Annotated in this window: 15 protein-coding genes; 9 read left to right on the top strand and 6 right to left on the bottom strand. The window is 72.4% G+C overall.

All coding sequences use genetic code 11. The features are described 5' to 3' along the window. Window positions 1-11 precede the first annotated feature (11 nt). Together HFV08_RS21320 and HFV08_RS21315 are read left to right on the top strand one after the other, a co-directional pair. Window positions 12-800, top strand: coding sequence for a VOC family protein (locus HFV08_RS21320; protein WP_168541429.1), 789 nt, complete (start codon window positions 12-14; stop codon window positions 798-800). A gap of 114 nt (window positions 801-914) precedes the next feature. Further along, complete coding sequence (locus HFV08_RS21315) at window positions 915-1,172, top strand: WhiB family transcriptional regulator (RefSeq protein WP_168541427.1); 258 nt, start codon at window positions 915-917, stop codon at window positions 1,170-1,172. Window positions 1,173-1,256: 84 nt separating this feature from the next. On the opposite strand, the gene HFV08_RS21310 is transcribed toward HFV08_RS21315, so the two are convergent. Both HFV08_RS21310 and HFV08_RS21305 read right to left on the bottom strand, forming a co-directional pair. After that, on the bottom strand, window positions 1,257-2,231 hold the full coding sequence (locus HFV08_RS21310) for an acyl-ACP desaturase (protein ID WP_168541425.1): 975 nt from the start codon (window positions 2,229-2,231) through the stop codon (window positions 1,257-1,259). 163 nt (window positions 2,232-2,394) lie between these two features. After that, the gene (locus HFV08_RS21305; RefSeq protein WP_168541423.1) at window positions 2,395-4,062 is read right to left on the bottom strand and encodes an ABC-F family ATP-binding cassette domain-containing protein; all 1,668 of its coding nucleotides are present in this window, start codon (window positions 4,060-4,062) and stop codon (window positions 2,395-2,397) included. A gap of 332 nt (window positions 4,063-4,394) precedes the next feature. Here HFV08_RS21305 and HFV08_RS21300 point away from each other — a divergent pair, with 332 nt between their 5' ends. After that, window positions 4,395-5,066 (top strand): GOLPH3/VPS74 family protein, encoded by a 672-nt coding sequence (locus HFV08_RS21300; RefSeq protein ID WP_168541421.1) that lies wholly within the window; start codon window positions 4,395-4,397, stop codon window positions 5,064-5,066. Between the two features lie 47 nt (window positions 5,067-5,113). Here the strand turns inward: HFV08_RS21300 and ssgD are convergent, their stop codons facing one another. Beyond that, entirely contained in the window at window positions 5,114-5,527 is a 414-nt protein-coding gene (gene ssgD / locus HFV08_RS21295) for a spore wall synthesis regulator SsgD (protein WP_168541419.1), read from the bottom strand. A gap of 248 nt (window positions 5,528-5,775) precedes the next feature. Here ssgD and HFV08_RS21290 point away from each other — a divergent pair, with 248 nt between their 5' ends. Continuing rightward, the gene (locus HFV08_RS21290; protein WP_168541417.1) at window positions 5,776-6,474 is read left to right on the top strand and encodes an endonuclease V; all 699 of its coding nucleotides are present in this window, start codon (window positions 5,776-5,778) and stop codon (window positions 6,472-6,474) included. 140 nt (window positions 6,475-6,614) lie between these two features. Here HFV08_RS21290 and HFV08_RS21285 read toward each other — a convergent pair whose 3' ends face one another. Beyond that, window positions 6,615-7,814 carry a saccharopine dehydrogenase family protein gene (locus tag HFV08_RS21285; RefSeq protein WP_168541415.1) on the bottom strand — a complete coding sequence of 400 codons (1,200 nt, stop codon included), beginning with the start codon at window positions 7,812-7,814 and terminating at the stop codon, window positions 6,615-6,617. Between the two features lie 266 nt (window positions 7,815-8,080). On the opposite strand from HFV08_RS21285, the gene HFV08_RS21280 reads away from it, so the two are divergent. From HFV08_RS21280 to HFV08_RS21265, 4 genes are all read left to right on the top strand, one after another. Continuing rightward, window positions 8,081-9,217 (top strand): CaiB/BaiF CoA transferase family protein, encoded by a 1,137-nt coding sequence (locus HFV08_RS21280; protein WP_168541413.1) that lies wholly within the window; start codon window positions 8,081-8,083, stop codon window positions 9,215-9,217. A 103-nt stretch (window positions 9,218-9,320) separates the two neighbouring features. Further along, on the top strand, window positions 9,321-10,463 hold the full coding sequence (locus HFV08_RS21275; protein ID WP_168541411.1) for an acyl-CoA dehydrogenase family protein: 1,143 nt from the start codon (window positions 9,321-9,323) through the stop codon (window positions 10,461-10,463). 57 nt (window positions 10,464-10,520) lie between these two features. After that, window positions 10,521-11,735, top strand: coding sequence for an acetyl-CoA C-acetyltransferase (locus tag HFV08_RS21270; protein WP_168541409.1), 1,215 nt, complete (start codon window positions 10,521-10,523; stop codon window positions 11,733-11,735). 42 nt (window positions 11,736-11,777) lie between these two features. Beyond that, complete coding sequence (locus HFV08_RS21265) at window positions 11,778-13,949, top strand: 3-hydroxyacyl-CoA dehydrogenase NAD-binding domain-containing protein (protein WP_168541407.1); 2,172 nt, start codon at window positions 11,778-11,780, stop codon at window positions 13,947-13,949. Window positions 13,950-14,068: 119 nt separating this feature from the next. On the opposite strand, the gene HFV08_RS21260 is transcribed toward HFV08_RS21265, so the two are convergent. Next, window positions 14,069-14,806 carry a MerR family transcriptional regulator gene (locus HFV08_RS21260; RefSeq protein ID WP_168541405.1) on the bottom strand — a complete coding sequence of 246 codons (738 nt, stop codon included), beginning with the start codon at window positions 14,804-14,806 and terminating at the stop codon, window positions 14,069-14,071. Between the two features lie 289 nt (window positions 14,807-15,095). Between HFV08_RS21260 and HFV08_RS21255 the strand changes: the two genes are divergently transcribed. Next, on the top strand, window positions 15,096-16,544 hold the full coding sequence (locus tag HFV08_RS21255) for an amino acid permease (RefSeq protein WP_168541403.1): 1,449 nt from the start codon (window positions 15,096-15,098) through the stop codon (window positions 16,542-16,544). 96 nt (window positions 16,545-16,640) lie between these two features. Here the strand turns inward: HFV08_RS21255 and HFV08_RS21250 are convergent, their stop codons facing one another. Further along, the gene (locus tag HFV08_RS21250) at window positions 16,641-18,164 is read right to left on the bottom strand and encodes a M1 family metallopeptidase (protein ID WP_168541400.1); all 1,524 of its coding nucleotides are present in this window, start codon (window positions 18,162-18,164) and stop codon (window positions 16,641-16,643) included. Between the last annotated feature and the right edge of the window lie 301 nt (window positions 18,165-18,465).

The following is an 18,465-nucleotide window of genomic DNA, read 5'->3' as shown; positions in this document are numbered from 1 at the left end:
AGGGTCGCATCATGCTCACCACTCGACCCGTGGACGGTGCCCCCAACTGGATCGACCTGGGCACCCCCGACATCGAGGCCGCGGGCCGCTTCTACGGGGAGATCCTCGGCTGGGAGCTGGAGCGCCTGGGGCCGGAGACCGGCGGCTACGGGATGTTCAGCGTCGGCGGGAAGTACGCGGCGGGCGCCATCCCCGTCCCCGCCGACCAGGGCCCGCCGTCCTGGAGCGTCTACTTCCGCAGCACCGACGTGGACGCCACCGTACGGCGGGTCGAGGAGCACGGCGGCAGCGTCACCTACGCGCCGATGGACGTGACCGACCAGGGGCGGTACGCGCACCTGGTGGACCCCGCGGGCGCGGGGTTCGGCGTCTGGCAGGCCGGGGTGCACCAGGGACTCGGCTTCGCCGGGGCCGGCGGGCTGTGCTGGACCGAGCTGTACACCCCGGACATCGAGGCGGCCACCGGCTTCTACGCGCGGGTCTTCGGCTGGACCAGCGAGGAGGTCGCCTTCCCGGGCGGCAAGTACACCGTGGTCAGCCCCGGCCCCGAGAAGGGCGACGGCGGCTTCGGCGGCGTCGCCGACCTGGAGTCCGACCCGAGCGAGCGCTACACCGACCCGCACTGGACCCTCTACTTCGCGGTGGCCGACGCCGACGCCGTCTGCGCGCGCACCGCGGAGCTGGGCGGTACGGTGCGCAGCGGCCCCGAGGACATGGCGGGCGTCGGCCGCCTCGCCCAGCTCGCCGACCCGCAGGGCGCCCGCTTCGCCATCCTGAAGCCCGCGCCGCAGGAGGGCTGAGCGGGCGGGCCCCCGTACCGGCGGGACCGTCTCCCAGCAGCTCGTATACGGCGTGTCCTGCGCGTTGATCGGACGTTGATCGGTCGTTTTTCGCCGGTCGGCAGCATCGTGAGCATGCAGACCAATGTGATCGCCCAGGAAGACCTCGCCTGGCAGGAACAGGCCCTGTGCGCACAGACCGGTGCCGGCTTCTTCTTCCCGGAGCCGGGCAGCTCGGTGCGCGAGGCCAAGCAGATCTGCCGGATGTGCGAGACGCGCGCCGAGTGCCTGGAGTACGCCCTGACCCACGACGAGCAGTTCGGGGTCTGGGGCGGTCTCTCGGAGAAGGAGCGGCTGCGGCTCCAGCGCCTCAGGCGGGCGGAGGCCGCCTGAGGCGCGCGCTGCGGCGGCCCGGACGCGGCGGGGCGGCGGCGCCGCGGTCGCCCGGACCCGGCGGCCCGGCGGCCCCGCCCTGGCTCAGCCCGCGGCGCGGGCGGCCATCCGGGCCTTGCGGGCCGCGAGGCGCTCGTCGAAGCGGCTGGCCTCGCTGTCCAGGCCCTCCATGTAGAGGCCGAGCTCCTGCTGGGCGCGCTGCCCCTCGGGGCCGAGTCCCTTGATCTGGAGCACGCCGAGGTAGCGCAGCACCGGCTGGAGCACGTCGTCGTGGTGGATGCGCAGGTTGTACACCTCGCCGATGGCCATCTGGGCGGCCGCCCGCTCGAAGCCGGGCATGCCGTGGCCGGGCATCCGGAATCCGGTGACCACGTCGCGTACGGCCTGCATCGCGAGGTCGGGGGCGAGCTCCAGGGCGGCGGCCAGGAGATTGCGGTAGAAGACCATGTGCAGGTTCTCGTCGGTCGCGATCCGCGCGAGCATGCGCTCGCAGACCGGGTCGCCGGAGATCCGGCCGGTGTTGCGGTGCGAGATGCGGGTGGCCAGCTCCTGGAAGGCCACATAGGCGACCGAGTGCAGCATCGAGTGCCGGTTGTCCGACTCGAAGCCCTCGGACATGTGGGTCATCCGGAAGGACTCCAGCTCGTCGGGGTCGACGGCGCGCGAGGTGAGCAGGTAGTCGCGCATGACGATGCCGTGCCTGCCCTCCTCGGCGGTCCAGCGGTGCACCCAGGTGCCCCAGGCCCCGTCCCGCCCGAAGAGGCTCGCGATCTCGTGGTGGTAGCTGGGCAGGTTGTCCTCGGTCAGCAGATTGACCACCAGGGCGATCTTGCCCAGATCGGTGACCGAGGACTGCTCCTTGTGCCAGGCCTCGCCGTCCTCGAAGAGCCCGGGGAAGTTGCGGCCCGCGGACCAGGGCACGTACTCGTGCGGCATCCAGTCCCGGGCGGACTTGAAGTGCCGGTTCAGCTCCTTCTCGACGATCTCCTCCAGCGCGAAGAGCAGCCGGGTGTCATCCCAGGTGTCCGAGGCGAGGGGGCGGGTGTGGGAGATCGTCATGGTGGCTCCAGCAAGACGTGCGGGCGGATCAGTCAACCTACGACACCGTAGGCTACGACACCGTAGGTTACGGGAGCGTAAGGATGATCGGCCCGCCGGGGCCCCGCCGGGACCGGCCGGATCCCGTGAGGGGGCCCGGCGTGGCGCGGGCCCCCTCGCGTGCTCAGTCGAGCCGGGCGCGCACCTCCTCCTCGCTGGTCGGGCGCAGCTCCCCGTCGAGGAGCAGCCAGCGGGTGAGGCCGAGGCCGGCGAGGAAGTCCAGGTCGTGCGAGGCGACCAGGAGCGCGCCCCGGTAGGCGGCGAGGGCGGTCGTGAGCCGGGCCACCCCCGAGGCGTCCAGGTTGTTGGTCGGCTCGTCGAGGAGGAGCAGCTGCGGCGCGGGCTCGGCCAGCATCAGGGCGGCGAGGGCCGCCCGGAAGCGTTCACCGCCGGAGAGGGTGCCCACCCGCTGGTCCGCGCGGGCGCCCCGGAACAGGAAGCGGGCCAGCCGGGCGCGGATCGCGTTGTCCGTGGCGCCCGGCGCGAAGCGCGCCACGTTCTGCGCGACGCTCAGTTCCTCGTCGAGGATGTCGAGCCGCTGCGGCAGATGCCGCACCGGCACCTGGACCCCGGACACGCCGCTCACCGGCGGGAGTTCACCGGCGAGTATCCGCAGCAGGGTCGACTTGCCCGCCCCGTTGCGGCCGAGCAGGCCGATGCGCTCCGGGCCGTGCACCGAGAGGCCGCCCGGCACCCGGGCCCCGGTGTACGGCAGCACCAGCTCGCGCACGGTGCACACCTCCCGCCCCGGCGGGACCGCCGTGGACGGCAGCTCGATACGGACCTCGTCGTCCTCGCGCACCGAGCGGGCCGCCTCGTCGAGCCGCTCCCGGGCGTCCGCGAGGCGCCCCTCGTGCAGCAGGCGGTGCTTGCCCGCCGACACCTGGGCCTGGCGCTTGCGCTGGGCCATGATCGCCTTGGGCTCCCGCTTGGTGTCCCACATCTTCTGCCCGTAGCGCCTGCGGCGGGCCAGCACCACCTGGGCGTCGGCGAGTTCGCGCTCCTGCCGGCGCAGATCGGCCTCCGCGGTGCGCACCTTGCGCCGCGCGGCCTCCTGCTGGGCGGCGAGTACCTCCTCGTAGGCGCTGAGGGCGCCGCCGTACCAGGTCAGGGAGCCGCTGCGGAGTTCGGCGATCTGGTCGACGCGCTCCAGGAGCTCGCGGTCGTGGCCGGCGAGGACGAGGACGCCGGGCCAGCTGTCGACCGCCCGGTGCAGCCGCCTGCGGGCGTGCAGGTCGAGGTTGTTGGTGGGCTCGTCCAGGAGCAGCACCTCGGGGCGCCGCAGCAGCAGTGCGGCGAGGCGCAGCAGTACGGACTCGCCGCCGGACAGCTCGCCGACGGTGGCGTCCAGGGCGCTGGGCAGGCCGAGGGATTCGAGGGTGGCGCCGGCCCGCTCCTCGACGTCCCAGTCGTCCTGCACCGCGGCGAAGTGCTCCTCGGCCACCTCGCCCGCCTCGATGGCGTGCAGGGCGGCGCGCACCCGGCGGATACCGAGCGCCTCGTCGACCCGCAGCCCCGTGTCGAGGGTGAGGTTCTGCGGCAGGTAGCCGACCTCGCCGCTGGTACGGACGGTGCCCGCGCCCGGTGTCAGCGCACCGGTGATCAGCTTGAGCAGGGTCGACTTCCCGGCGCCGTTCAGCCCGACGAGACCGGTCCTGCCCGGGGCGAAGGCGGTGGTGAGCCCGTCGAAGACGGTGGTCCCGTCCGGCCAGGCGAAGTGCAGTCCGGTGCACTGGACCAGGGAGGAGGCGGCGGCCGGGGTGAAGGAGGAGGAGTGGTCGTGGTGGGTCATGGAGGCCTCACGGATTCTCGGAGTGCGGGCGGCGGGGCGACGCATCCGGAACACCGCGGTCACTTGGGAGAGAGGCCCGGGGCGCCGGGAAGGGGGCTGCCCGAGGGACGGCTCGTGACACCGAGGTCGGTCACGGTGCGCGCGGCGGCCGGATACGGCAGGCTGCACGGCACGGTGTTCCGGGACCTCAGTGGAGCAACGTCCTTCTCCGTTCGGCGGGGGTGTGGCCAGGAACACCGTAGGAGAAGGGCCGGGCCGGGGCAACGGATTAACGCGGCGTCCGAGGGCGGCCGTTGCGCCGCCGCCGCGAGCCCCCGGAAAGAGGGAGCCAGATGACCGACACGCCCCGCTCGCTGCCCGCCTGCCTGTACCTCCTCGCCTGGGACACCGGCGAGGACCGCCCCGCCGCGGCCGCCGGTCTCGGCCGCCTGGTGCGGGCCGGGGCGCTCGCCGAGCTGGCCTGGCGGGGGCTGCTCGCCGACGAGGACGGGGTGGCGGTGCCCACCGACCCGGATGCCGAGACCGGTGAGGGCCCGCTCGACGGTCTCCTCGAACTCGTCGCCGAGTCCCGGCCGCGCACCTGGCAGGAGTGGGTGGGCGCGCACACGGGCGCCACCCGCACCGCGGTACGCGAGTCACTCGTGGCCGGGGGCTTCCTGCGCGCCCGGGGCCACCGCCTGCTCGGACTGCTCCCGCCGGGGCGCCATGTGCTCGCCGACCCCGCTCCCGTACGGAGCCTGCGGGCCAGGGCGCGGGCCGCGCTCTGCGGGCCGGTGCCGGTGGCGGAGGTCGGGCACCGCGTGGCGGCGATGACCGTCCTCGCGGTGGACGCCGGGCTCGGCACCTTCGCCACCGCCGGGGAGCGCGCGGCGCACCGGGACCGAGCCGAGGCGCTGGCCGCGCGCGGCGGTGAGGCGGGCCCCGCACTGCCCGGGGTCTTCCGCGAGCTGCGGGCGGCGGTGCGGGCGGCGGCGGTCACCGGGGCGGCGACGCGGGGGAGTTGAGCTGCCGGGCGGGGGTCCGGGGCGGGGCATCCCCCGCCCCGGAGGGTTCAGCAGACGTCGTCGAGGGCGTCCGCGAGATCCTGCTCGATGTCGGCGAACAGGTGCTCCTCGCCCGGCGGGACGAGCGCCCGGGTGAGGTCGAGGAAGCCGCGGAGCTGCTCGGTGACGATGTGCACCACCGCGATGCCCTCGGCGCCGTGGAACTCCAGGATGGTGCGGCCGTAGCCGTAGGGGCGCACCCGCACGTCGCCCTCGCCCGCCTCCTGTTCGAGGCCCTCGGCGAGCAGTTCGCGGCCGAAGGTCCAGCAGACCTCCTGGCCGCGCAGGGCGGCATGGGCCGGGAAGGTCATCCGTACGGCGAAGGGGTCCCGGCCGTCGTAGTGCAGGGTCGCCGGAATGACCGGAATGCGGGGGGCGACGGCGATCAGCCGGACTTCGACGGAGTGCGAGACAGAGGACAACTCCTGCTCCTTGCGGGGCCGGGGCGCGTGAAGGCGGGCGCGGGGGCGGGGGGCGGACACCCTGTGAGAGGGGCGCGGGACCGGATCCGTGCACTGGGAAGGGGAGTGACCTTCCTCACTTCCCCGGGGGCGGTTCTCGGCCAGATGGCTGCGGGTGGTCGGTCCCTGCCTGTGCGCCGGGGCGGGAGCGCGTGCGCGGCCCGCCGCGGCCGGTCGCCCAACCCCGGCGCGGCGTACCCTGGCCGACCATGATCACGAGCTTTCCGCTGCCCGCGGGCTGGCCCGCCACCGAGGCCCGGGCCCGCGCCGTCCAGGAGGAGTTGCGCTCCCGGGTGGTCCTCGGCGAACAGGGTCCCGCGCCCGGCACCGGGACGGTCACCGGGGTCGATGTCGCCTACGACGACGCCCGCGACCTGGTCGCCGCCGCGGCGGTCGTCCTGGACGCGGCGAGCCTGGAGGTCCGCGAGGAGGCGACGGCGGTGGGCCGGGCCGGTTTCCCGTACGTGCCCGGGCTGCTCGCCTTCCGCGAGGTGCCCGCGGTCCTCGCCGCCCTCCGCGGGCTGGCCACCGACCCCGGGCTGCTGGTCTGCGACGGCTACGGACTCGCCCATCCCCGGCGCTTCGGGCTCGCCTGCCACCTCGGGGTGCTGACCGGGCTGCCCGCGATCGGCGTCGCGAAGAACCCCTTCACCTTCACCTACCCGGAGCCCTCCGGGGCGCGCGGCTCGGCCGCGCCGCTCACCGACGGCGCGGAGGAGGTCGGCCGTGCGCTGCGCACCCGGGCCGGGGTGAAACCGGTCTTCGTCTCGGTCGGCCACCGCACCACGCTGGAGTCGGCCTGCGCCCATGTCCTCGCGCTCACCCCGCGCTACCGGCTGCCGGAGTCCACCCGCCGCGCGGACGCGCTCTGCCGCCGGGCGCTCGAGGAGGCCTCGGGCTCCGCCTGACGGTTCCCGTACGGCGCGGACGGCCGGACGGCCCCGGGCGCCGCCCCGGCCGACCCTTCGTAGCCGTACGACGCGGGGCGAACTGCCCGCCCCCGTACGGTGGTCGGCGAGGGCCGGGGCGGCCCGGGGGAGCGGACGCCTCAGCGCACCGCGGCGACCCGGATGGTCAGGCCCGCCGCGCGGAGCCGGTCCGTCAGGGACTCGCCCATCGCCACCGCCGGGGTGACCTGTCCCGCGGTGGCGGGCAGCTTGTCGAAGGCGAGGCTGAGCGCGGACTCGGCGAAGATCTTCGCCGTCTCGTCGTAGCCCGGGTCGCCGCCCGCCACCTCGGTGTAGACGCGGCGGCCGCCGCCCTCGCCGATGAAGCGCACCGAGAAGGTGCTGCGGGCCCGCCGCTCCGCGCTCGGGCCCTCGCCCGGCTTGAGGCGGTCCGAGAGCCAGCGCCGGGCGGGCCCGAACTGGGCCGCGGCGAAGGTGGTGGTGACCAGCCCGAGCAGGCCCGCCACGGTGGCCAGGCGCCGCACGCCCGCGTAGTGCCGGTAGCGGAAGTCGGGCCCGTAGCGCTCCAGGGCGCGGGCCGAGCGCTGGACGATCTGCGCGTCGATGGTGGGCAGCGGGAGCCCCCAGGCGCCGATCTCCCCGGAGTAGTGGAAGGTGCCGGGCGGGGCGTAGGCGCGGCGGCCCGTCGGCCGGGGCTCCAGCTGCTTGCGCTCCCGGGCGGCGGCGAGCATCTGCGGCCCCCGCGAGAAGGCCGTGAGGGCGGAGGCGAAGGTGCCCCCGGAGGCCTGCGCGTCGACCTGCACATAGCCGTCGACGCGCAGCGGCACCCCCTCGGGCAGCTGCGCGACGGTGAACTGCACACCGAGGTCGTGCGGCACCGAGTCGAAGCCGCAGGCGTGCACCAGGCGGGCGCCGGTCTCCCGGGCCCGGGCGTCGTGGCGTACGTACATCAGGTCCACGAACTCGGGCTCGCCGGTGAGGTCGAGGTAGTCGGTGCCCGCCTCGGCGCAGGCCTCGACCAGGCCCTCGCCGTAGCTGATGTAGGGGCCGACCGTGGTGGCCACCACCCGGGCGCCCGCGGCGAGTTCGCGCAGCGAGCCGGCGTCGTCCACCTCGGCGCGCACCACCTCGGGCGCGGGCCCCTCGGGCGCGAGCTCGGCCAGCCGGGTCCGCAGGGCGTCCAGCTTGGCGGGGCTGCGCCCGGCGACGGCCCAGCGCAGTTCGGCCGGTGCGTGCGCGGCCAGGTACTCGGCGGTCAGCTGCCCGACGAAGCCGGTGGCTCCGAACAGCACGATGTCGTACGTGCGCTCCGCCCGCTCGGGACTGCTCTGTGCTGCCATGACACCCCTTGTCCCCGACCCCCGTGCCTCGGGCTCCGGCGGCACCGGCCACGAGCCCGGCCGATCCGCGCGGAACGCCCTCTTCCGGGGCCGAGGTTAGCGTGCGCGATCACGGCGGCAGCGGGCCGTCCGCCTGGTGGGCGGGCGGGCATCCGGGGGAGTTACTGAGCGCTTGCTCGACAGGGCTTGTGCGCGGACCCGCTGGTTCATAACATCAACACTGTTACATCGATGGTGTCACAGTGCAGGTCGCGTACCGAGGGGTTGTGGAGTCAGTGGCAGAGCCGCCGGGACAGGGACCGCTCACCGGGGTGCGGGTGGTCGAACTCGCGGGCATCGGACCGGGCCCCTTCGCCGCCATGCTCCTCGCCGACCTCGGCGCGGACGTGGTCCGGGTGGAGCGCCCCGCCGGAGGCCTCGGCATCGCCCCGGAGAAGGACCTCACCAACCGCAACAAGCGCTCCGTCGCCGTGGACCTGAAGTCCCCGGGCGGCACCGCCGCCGTGCTCGGCCTGGTGGAGCGCGCCGACATCCTGATCGAGGGCTACCGGCCCGGTGTCGCCGAACGCCTCGGCGTCGGACCCGAGGACTGCCTCGCCCGCAACCCCCGCCTCGTCTACGGCCGGATGACCGGCTGGGGCCAGGAGGGACCGCTCGCCCAGCGCGCCGGGCACGACCTCGGCTACATCGCGGTCACCGGCACCCTGGGCATGATCGGCAAGGCGGACGAGCCCCCGGCCGTCCCGGTGAACCTCGTCGGGGACTACGCGGGCGGCTCGCTCTACCTGGTCGTGGGCGTCCTCGCCGCCCTCCAGCACGCCCGCGCCACCGGCACCGGACAGGTCGTGGACGCCGCCATCGTGGACGGCGCCGCCCACCTCGCCTCGATGATCCACGGCATGGCGGCGGCCGGGGTCTGGCAGGACCGCCGCGGGGTCAACCTCCTCGACGGGGGCGCCCCCTTCTACGGCAACTACGCGACCTCCGACGGCGGGTACATGGCCGTCGGCGCCCTGGAACCGCAGTTCTACGCGGAGTTCGCCGAACTGCTCGGCCTCGGTGAAGCCGCCGCCGCCCGCGAGGACTTCGGCCGCTGGGAAGAACTGCGGGAGGCCGTCGCCGCCCGCTTCAGGACCCGCACCCGGGCCGAGTGGACCGAGGTCTTCCAGGACTCCGACGCCTGTGTCGCGCCGGTGCTGTCCATGCGCGAGGCGCCGGACCACCCGCATCTGGCCGCCCGCGGCACCTTCGTCGAGCACGCCGGGCTCACCCAGCCCGCCCCCGCCCCGCGCTTCTCCGCCACCCCGACCCGGGTGCGCACCGCCCCCGCGCTGCCCGGCGCGGACACCGAGGAGGTCGCCCGCGACTGGGACGTACCGCACCTGGTGGCGGAGCCGTCCTGAGCCACCGAACCGCGTCCCCGTCCGGGCGAGCAGCCCGCGGGGCCCGACCGAGACCGCCGGCGCCCGGCCGGGTGCCACGCCGAACCGCCCACAGGAGGAAGCCGTGAAGCGGCTCATCTACTCGCCCGAGCACGAGGCATTCAGGGAGACGGTCAAGACCTTCCTCGCCAAGGAGGTCCTGCCGCACTACGAGCAGTGGGAGAAGGACGGCATCGTCTCCCGCGAGGTCTGGCTCGCGGCGGGCCGCCAGGGGCTGCTCGGTCTCGCGGTCCCCGAGGAGTACGGCGGCGGCGGCGAACCGGACTTCCGCTACAGCGCCGTACTCGCCGAGGAGTTCACCCGGGCCGGGGTGGCCGGACTCGCCATCGGCCTGCACAACGACATCATCGGCCCCTACCTCACCTCGCTCGCCACCGAGGAGCAGAAGCGGCGCTGGCTGCCCGGATTCTGCAGCGGCGAGCTGATCACCGCCATCGCCATGACCGAACCCGGCGCGGGCTCCGACCTCCAGGGCATCCGCACCACGGCCGAGGACCGCGGCGACCACTGGGTGCTCAACGGCTCCAAGACCTTCATCTCCAACGGGATCATCTCCGACCTGGTGGTCGTGGTCGCCAAGACCACTCCCGAGGGCGGCGCGCACGGGCTCTCGCTGCTCGTCGTCGAGCGCGGCATGGAGGGCTTCGAGCGGGGCCGCAACCTCGACAAGATCGGCCAGAAGTCCCAGGACACCGCCGAACTGTTCTTCAACGACGTACGGGTGCCCAAGGAGAACCTGCTCGGCGAGCTGAACGGCGCCTTCATCCACCTGATGACCAATCTCGCCCAGGAGCGGATGGCCATCGCGATAGCGGCCATCGCCGGGGCCGAGTACCTGGTCGAGCTGACCACCACCTACGTCAAGGAGCGCGAGGCCTTCGGCAGGCCGCTCGCCCGGCTCCAGCACGTACGCTTCGAGATCGCCGAGATGGCCACCGAGTGCGCGGTCACCCGGGCCTACCTCGACCGCTGCATCACCGACCACGCGGACGGCACCCTGGACGCGGTGAACGCCTCGATGGCCAAGTGGTGGGCGACCGAACTGCAGAAGCGCACCGCCGACCGCTGCCTGCAACTGCACGGCGGCTACGGCTACATGAACGAGTACCCGGTGGCCAGGGCCTTCACCGACGGCCGCATCCAGACGATCTACGGAGGCACGACCGAGATCATGAAGGAGATCATCGGCCGCTCGCTGCTCGGCTGACCACGACGGGCAACCGCCCCGCCGCCTCACCCTCCCCGCCCGAGAAAGGCTCCAGTCTTGACCACCGAAGCGTACGTCTACGACGCGATCCGCACCCCCCGCGGGCGCGGCAAGGCCACCGGCTCCCTGCACGGCACCAAGCCCATCGACCTGATCGTCGGCCTCATCAAGGAACTCCGCGGCCGCCACCCGGACCTGGACCCGGCGACCATCGACGACATCGTCCTCGGCGTCGTCAGCCCCATCGGCGACCAGGGCTCGGACATCGCCCGGATCGCCGCCCTCGCCGCCGGTCTGCCCGAGACCGTGGCCGGCGTGCAGGAGAACAGGTTCTGCGCCTCCGGTCTGGAGGCCGTCAACATGGCGGCGGCCAAGGTCCGTTCGGGCTGGGAGAGCCTGGTGCTCGCGGGCGGCGTCGAGTCGATGTCGCGGGTGCCCATGGGCTCCGACGGCGGCGCCTGGTTCCACGACCCGATCACCAGCCTGGAGACCAACTTCGTCCCGCAGGGCATCGGCGCCGACCTGATCGCCACCCTCGGCGGCTGGACCCGGGCGGACGTGGACGAGTTCGCCGCCCTCTCCCAGGAGCGCGCCGCCACCGCGCAGAAGGAGGGCCGCTTCGACCGGTCGGTGATCCCGGTCCGCGACCGCACCGGGCTGCTCGTCCTGGAGCGGGACGAGTTCCTGCGCCCCGGCACCACCGTCGAGGCCCTCGGCAAGCTGAAGCCCTCCTTCGCCGACATCGGCGAGCTCGGCGGCTTCGACGCGGTGGCCCTGCAGGAGTACCACTGGGTCGAGAAGATCGACCACGTGCACCACGCGGGCAACTCCTCCGGCATCGTGGACGGCGCCTCGCTGGTCGCCATCGGCAACAAGGAGGCCGGTGAGCGCAACGGCCTCACCCCGCGCGCCCGTATCGTCTCCGCGGCCGTCTCCGGCTCCGAGCCCACCATCATGCTCACCGGTCCCGCGCCCGCCAGCCGCAAGGCGCTCGCCCTCGCCGGGCTGACCATCGACGACATCGACCTCATCGAGATGAACGAGGCCTTCGCCGCGGTCGTCCTGCGCTTCGCCGACGACATGGGCGCCAGCCTGGACAAGATCAACGTCAACGGCGGCGCGATCGCCCTCGGCCACCCCCTCGGCGCCACCGGAGCCATCCTGCTCGGCACGGTCATCGACGAGCTGGAGCGCCAGGACAAGCGCTTCGGCCTGGTCACCCTCTGCGTCGGCGGCGGCATGGGCATCGCCACCGTCGTCGAGCGCCTCTGACCCGTCCCGTCCCCTTCCGGATCCCCTTACGGAGAAGCTTCCATGACCGAGAGCACCACCATCCGCTGGGAACAGGACGAGACCGGCCTCGTCACCCTCGTCCTGGACGACCCCAAGCAGTCCGCGAACACCATGAACGCGGACTTCCGCGCCTCCCTCACCGCGGTCGCCGACCGCCTGGAGGCCGAGAAGGAGTCCGTCCGCGGCGTCATCTTCACCTCCGCCAAGAAGACCTTCTTCGCCGGCGGCGACCTGCGCGACCTCATCCAGGTCACCCCCGAGACCGCCCAGCTCGCCTACGAGGGCGGCCTCGCGATCAAGCGCGACCTGCGCCGTATCGAGACCCTCGGCGTCCCCGTCGTCGCCGCCCTCAACGGCGCGGCCCTCGGCGGCGGTTACGAGATCGCCCTCGCCTCCCACCACCGGGTCGCCCTGGACGGCTCGGCCACCAAGATCGGCCTGCCGGAGGTCACCCTCGGCCTGCTGCCCGGCGGCGGTGGCGTGGTCCGCACCGTACGCCTGCTCGGCATCGCCGACGCGCTCCTGAAGGTGCTGCTCCAGGGCACCCAGTACAACCCGAAGCGCGCCCTGGACGCCGGTCTCATCCACGAGATCGCCGCCACCCCCGAGGAACTGATCGCCAAGGCCCGCGCCTTCGTGGACGCCAACCCCGAGTCCGCGCAGCCCTGGGACAAGCCCGGCTACAAGATCCCCGGCGGCACCCCCGCGAACCCCAAGTTCGCCGCGAACCTCCCGGCCTTCCCGGCCAACCTGCGCAAGCAGACCTCCGGCGCCAACTACCCGGCCGCGCGCAACATCCTGGCCGCCGCGGTCGAGGGCTCCCAGGTCGACTTCGCCACCGCGGAGCAGATCGAGGCCCGCTACTTCGTGGAGCTGGCCAGCGGCCAGGTCTCCAAGAACATGATCCAGGCCTTCTTCTTCGACCTCCAGGCCGTCAACTCCGGTGCCAACCGCCCCAAGGGCATCGAGTCCACCAAGGTCGGCAAGGTGGCCGTGCTCGGCGCGGGCATGATGGGCGCCGGTATCGCGTACTCCTGCGCCCGGGCCGGTATCGAGGTGGTCCTCAAGGACGTCAGCGCCGAGTCCGCCGCCAAGGGCAAGGCCTACTCCGAGGGGCTGTGCGCCAAGGCGGTCTCCCGGGGCCGTACCACCCAGGAGAAGGCGGACGCGCTGCTCGCCCGGATCACCCCGACCGCGGAGGTCGCCGACCTCGCGGGCTGCGACGCGGTGATCGAGGCCGTCTTCGAGAACACCGAGCTGAAGCACAAGGTCTTCCAGGAGATCCAGGACGTCGTCGCCCCGGACGCCCTGCTCTGCTCCAACACCTCCACGCTGCCGATCACCGGTCTCGCCGAGGGCGTGAAGCGGCAGGAGGACTTCATCGGCCTGCACTTCTTCTCGCCGGTCGACAAGATGCCGCTCGTCGAGATCATCAAGGGCGAGCGCACCGGCGAGGAGGCGCTGGCCCGCGCCTTCGACCTGGTCCGCCAGATCAGCAAGACCCCGATCGTGGTCAACGACTCGCGCGGGTTCTTCACCTCCCGGGTCATCGGCCACTTCATCAACGAGGGCGTGGCCATGGTCGGCGAGGGCATCGAGCCCGCCTCCGTCGAGCAGGCCGCCGCACAGGCCGGCTACCCGGCCAAGGTGCTCTCCCTCATGGACGAGCTGACGCTGACCCTGCCGCGCAAGATCCGCCTGGAGACCAAGCAGGCGATCGAGGCGGAGGGCGGCACCTGGACCGCGCACCCGGCGGAGGAGCTGATCGACCGGATGGTCGAGGAGTTCGACCGCCCCGGGCGCAGCGGCGGCGCCGGCTTCTACGACTACCAGGACGGCAAGCGCGCCGGGCTCTGGTCCGGGCTGCGCGAGCACTTCACCAAGCCCGGCCACCGGATCCCGTTCGTGGACATGCAGGAGCGGATGCTCTTCGCCGAGGCCCTGGACACCGTCCGGCTCCTGGAGGAGGGCGTGCTGACCTCGGTGGCCGACGCCAACATCGGCTCGATCATGGGCATCGGCTTCCCGGCCTGGACCGGCGGTGTGCTCCAGTACATCAACGGCTACCAGGGCGGCCTGCCCGGCTTCGTGGCCCGGGCGCGCGAACTGGCCGCCACCTACGGCGAGCGCTTCGAGCCGACCGGCCTGCTGCTGCGCAAGGCCGAGGCGGGGGAGACCTTCGGCGACGAGTGAGGGCCAGCGGGGTCGGGGTGAGCCCCGGCCCCGTACGCCCACGGGCCCCGGTCCGCGCCGGGAAGGGCGCGGGGCGGGGCCCTCCGTATGCGCTCCGCCCCGGACGTACACCCGCCCGGCTACGGAGCCGACTGCGGCCCGAACCAGCCCCGGATCTCCTCGCGCATGGAGCGCTGGAAGGCCGTGAGCATCGCCTGCACGATCAGCGGCTGCATGTGCGCGGAGAGGGACTTCATCGCCGCGGTGTGCTCCTGCTCCGAGGCGCCCTCGCGTCCGGCGTCCCAGACCTCCTCGCGAAAGAGCCGGGACATCTCGCGGGCCACCGCCCTGGTGTGCTCGATGAGCACGGTCCTGGCGGCCAGGATCGTCTCGTTGGGGATGGGCACGTCCACCATCTCCACCCCGAGGCGCAGCTGACCGGGATCGGTGTCGAAGACGTCCGGGTCCTCGGTGCGCCGGATGATGTTCATCGCGACCAGGCGCTCCAGGTCCGCCTCGGACAGCTCACGCCCGGCCCGCTTGCGCAGCTCGGCGCGGGAGAGCGGTTCGGTGGACTCCGGGGTCCAGGAGGAGACCAGTGCGCGGTGGATCGCCAGGTCCTGGGCGCTGAGGTCCTTCGGCAGCTGCTGGAGGTAGCGCTCGATCCCGGCGAGGGTCATGCCCTGGTGCTGGAGCTCCTCGATGAGGGCGAGCCGGGAGAGGTGGGCGGACCCGTAGAGCCCGACCCGGCGGGGGCCGATCACCGGGGGAGGGAGCAGCCCGCGGGTGCTGTAGAAGCGGACGGTGCGTACGGTGACGCCCGCGCGCGCGGCCAGTTCGTCTACCGTGAGCGTCGGCTCGGCGGTTTCCGCGGTCATGACGTGCTCCTGTGTCCGGTGGCGCGCACTGCTGGTGCAACAGTATTGCTGTCTCACCAGCAATGTGAAAGTGAGCGGGCGCCGGTATCCCCGGCCCCTATCCCGCTTCCTCCCGGCTGAACACCCCCTGCCCAGCATGTGAGAAGTTCCGCTCTGTGATCCATGCCACCGCGTAATCGCCGCAGCTCGGGGGAGGGTTGCCGACGGCCCGTGCCCGGCGTGATCCGGCATGGGCCGCGGCACATCCGTACAACCGGAGAATCTCCGCGTACCAGAGAGTGGTTCCACCGTGAGCAAGGAAGCCCTCGACACGGCACCCGCCGTGTCCCGGACGGACACGGCCCCCACGCCCCACGACGCGGGCGACGCCGGTTACAGCAAGGACCTCAAGGCCCGGCACGTCAACATGATCGCGATCGGCGGCGCGATCGGCACCGGACTCTTCCTCGGCGCGGGCGGCCGCCTGCACGACGCGGGACCCGCCCTGGCGCTGGCCTATCTGGTCTGCGGCATCTTCGCCTTCTTCGTCGTCCGGGCCCTCGGCGAGCTGGTCCTGTACCGGCCCTCCTCCGGCTCCTTCGTCTCCTACGCCCGCGAGTTCCTCGGCGAGAAGGGCGCCTACGTCGCCGGGTGGATGTACTTCGTCAACTGGTCCACCACCGGTATCGCGGACATCACCGCCATCGCGCTCTACACCCACTACTGGAGCCTGTTCACCGACATCCCGCAGTGGACCCTCGCGCTGATCGCGCTCGCGGTCGTCCTCGCGGTGAACCTGATCTCGGTGAAGATCTTCGGCGAGATGGAGTTCTGGTTCTCCATCATCAAGGTGGCGGCCCTGGTCGCCTTCATGTGCATCGGCATCTTCCTCCTCGTCACCCAGCACAAGGTCGGCGGCGAGAGCCCGGGCCCGGACGTCATCACCGGCCACGGCGGATTCCTGCCCCACGGGCTGATGCCGGTCGTCCTGGTGATGCAGGGCGTGGTCTTCGCCTACGCCTCCCTGGAGCTGGTCGGCGTCGCCGCGGGCGAGACCGCCGAGCCGCACAAGGTCGTCCCGCGCGCGGTGAACTCGATCATGTGGCGGGTCGGGCTCTTCTACGTCGGCTCGGTGGTGCTGCTCGCGCTGCTGCTGCCCGCCTCGGCGTACTCGGCGGGCCAGAGCCCCTTCGTGACCGTCCTGTCCAGGATCGGCGTCCCGGCCGCCGGTGACGTGATGAACCTGGTCGTGCTGACCGCCGCGATGTCCAGCCTCAACTCGGGCCTGTACTCGACCGGCCGGATCCTGCGCTCCATGGCGATGGCGGGCTCCGCCCCGAGGTTCACCGCCCGGATGAACCGCAGCCAGGTGCCCTACGGCGGCATCATGCTGACCTCCGCGGTCTGCGTGCTCGGCGTCGGCCTCAACTACCTGGTGCCCGGCAAGGCCTTCGAGATCGTCCTGAACATCGCCTCGCTGGGGATCATCAGCACCTGGGTGATCATCATGGTCTGCCACCTGGCCTTCGTCCGCCGGGCCAAGGAGGGCCTGCTCACCCGCCCGCAGTTCCGGCTGCCCGGCAGCCCGGTCACCGAGATCGCCACCATCGCCTTCCTGCTCTCGGTGCTCGGCCTGATGTGGGAGGACCCGGAGGTCGGCCGCAAGACCCTCTATCTGATCCCGCTCATCGCGGCGGGGCTGGTCGCGGGCTGGTACGCCATCCGCCGCCGGGACGCCAGGAGCGCGCTCCGGGACTGAGCCCGCCGCCCGACCCCGCGGCTCCCGGTGGGACACCGGGAGCCGCGGGAGCCGTCACCCGCCGGGAGCGACGGGAGACGTGCCGGATGCCCCGGCTCAGTGCCGGCGGCCGTCCGTGTGCGCGTCGCCGTGGTCGTGGATGTCGTGGGTGTCCGCGATCTTCTTCCAGGACTTGGGCGCCTTGGCGGGCGCCTCGGCGCGGGCCGCGAGCCCGGCCGCCTTCGCCGTGGCCCCGGCCGGCTTCTGCGGCTGGAAGAGCCAGGTGTCGAAGAAGGAGCCGAGGTCCTTGCCGGAGACCTTCTCGGCGTACGCGACGAACTCCGGGATCCGCGCGTTGCCGTGGGCGCGCTCGGTGGGCCAGCCCTTGAGGATCTCGAAGAAGGCCTTGTCGCCGATCTCGTTGCGCAGCGCCTGGAGCGTCAGCGCGCCCCGGTCGTACACGGCGCCGTCGAACTGCTTGTCCGCGCCCGGGTTGCCCGGCTTCACCGTCCAGAAGGGGTCGTCGGCCGGGTAGGAGTCGTAGATGTAGTCCGCCAGTTCCTGCGCGGTGCCCTCGCCCTCGTGCTCCGACCAGAGCCACTGCGCGTAGCTCGCGAAGCCCTCGTTGAGCCAGATGTCCGCCCAGTCGCCGAGCGAGACGCTGTCGCCGTACCACTGGTGCGCCAGCTCGTGCACCACCACGGAGACGTTCGCGCCCTTGGCGAACTGCTTGGGGCTGTAGAAGGGCCGGGTCTGCGTCTCCAGGGCGAAACCGCTGGTGACGTTCGGTACGTAGCCGCCGAGCGCGTTGAACGGGTACGGGCCGAAGACGGTCTCCAGGAACTCCACGGCCTCACCGGAGCGCTCGATGCTGGCCCGGGCCGCGCCCCCGTTCTCGCCGAGGTCCTTGCTGTAGGCGTTGACGACCGGCAGCCCGCTCGCCGTCGTGTCCGTGGTGACGTCGAACTTGCCGACCGCCAGCGTCGTCAGATACGTGGCCTGCGGCTTGCTGGAGCGCCAGCTGTAGCGGGTCCAGCCGAGCTTCGAACTCGTCGACTGCAGTGTGCCGTTGGAGATCGCCTGGCTGCCCTCGGGCACCGAGACCGAGATGTCGTACGTGGCCTTGTCGAGCGGGTGGTCGTTGGAGGGGTACCACCACGCGGCGGACTCCGGCTCCTGCGCGGCGACGGCGCCGTCCGGGGTGCGCACCCAGGAGGTCCAGTCGTTGACCTTCACCGTGGAGGGCTTGTCGGCGTAGCGCACCACGACCGTGACCGGCGTGTCCTTGGGCAGCCCGGCCGCCGGGGTGATCTGCAGCTCCTGCTCGCCCGTCTTCTTGAACTTCGCCTTCTTGCCGTTCACCCGCACCTCGCTCACCTTGAGCGCGAAGTCCAGATTGAATCGGGAGAGGTCCTGCGTGGTGGTCGCGAGGATGGTCGCGGTGCCTTCGAGCAGGTCCGTCTTGGGCTGGTACTTCAGCCTGAGGTCGTAGTGGGACACGTCGTAACCACCGTTTCCGGCGGCCGGGTAGTACGAGTCCCCGATGCTCGGGGCCCCCGGGGTGTAGTCGGCGGCCGAGGCCGGGATCGCCAGCATCAGGCCGGTCGCGAGGACGCCGGGGACGAGCAGTCTGCGGTGCACGAAATCTCCAAGTGGTGGGGTCACAAGATTGGTTCGAGCATATTCAGCCCTTTGGTCCACCGTCATGTCCATGGCTTTGTCTGACACATGACTGACATGGGGGCGACATCTCGCCCCGGCCGCCCTGGACTTTCCCCTTCCGTTTATTTCGCGGCCCACCTCGAATAACGCGGGCGTTGATCCATTGAACCCGGGTAGGCGCATGCGGTAAGCAGTCTGTCCCGGTCGCGCGTCCACGGCCTCGTACCGTTGGGGCACGCGGGGGCCAATGTGCCGAAACGGGTAAGAACCGATAAAAAAT

The sequence above is a fragment of the Streptomyces physcomitrii genome, assembly GCF_012273655.1.
Classification (GTDB): Bacteria; Actinomycetota; Actinomycetes; order Streptomycetales; family Streptomycetaceae; genus Streptomyces; species Streptomyces physcomitrii.
Note: the sequence above shows the minus strand (reverse complement) of the source record. Positions and strands in the feature narration are given on the sequence as shown.

What these genes read in the sequence shown, in the direction of transcription:
- HFV08_RS21320 (WP_168541429.1), top strand. Translation starts at nt 12, where the DNA reads ATGCTCACCACTCGACCCGTGGACGGTGCCCCCAACTGGATCGACCTG.
- HFV08_RS21315 (WP_168541427.1), top strand. Translation starts at nt 915, where the DNA reads ATGCAGACCAATGTGATCGCCCAGGAAGACCTCGCCTGGCAGGAACAG.
- HFV08_RS21310 (WP_168541425.1), bottom strand. Translation starts at nt 2,231, where the DNA reads ATGACGATCTCCCACACCCGCCCCCTCGCCTCGGACACCTGGGATGAC.
- HFV08_RS21305 (WP_168541423.1), bottom strand. Translation starts at nt 4,062, where the DNA reads ATGACCCACCACGACCACTCCTCCTCCTTCACCCCGGCCGCCGCCTCC.
- HFV08_RS21300 (WP_168541421.1), top strand. Translation starts at nt 4,395, where the DNA reads ATGACCGACACGCCCCGCTCGCTGCCCGCCTGCCTGTACCTCCTCGCC.
- HFV08_RS21290 (WP_168541417.1), top strand. Translation starts at nt 5,776, where the DNA reads ATGATCACGAGCTTTCCGCTGCCCGCGGGCTGGCCCGCCACCGAGGCC.
- HFV08_RS21285 (WP_168541415.1), bottom strand. Translation starts at nt 7,814, where the DNA reads ATGGCAGCACAGAGCAGTCCCGAGCGGGCGGAGCGCACGTACGACATC.
- HFV08_RS21265 (WP_168541407.1), top strand. Translation starts at nt 11,778, where the DNA reads ATGACCGAGAGCACCACCATCCGCTGGGAACAGGACGAGACCGGCCTC.
- HFV08_RS21260 (WP_168541405.1), bottom strand. Translation starts at nt 14,806, where the DNA reads ATGACCGCGGAAACCGCCGAGCCGACGCTCACGGTAGACGAACTGGCC.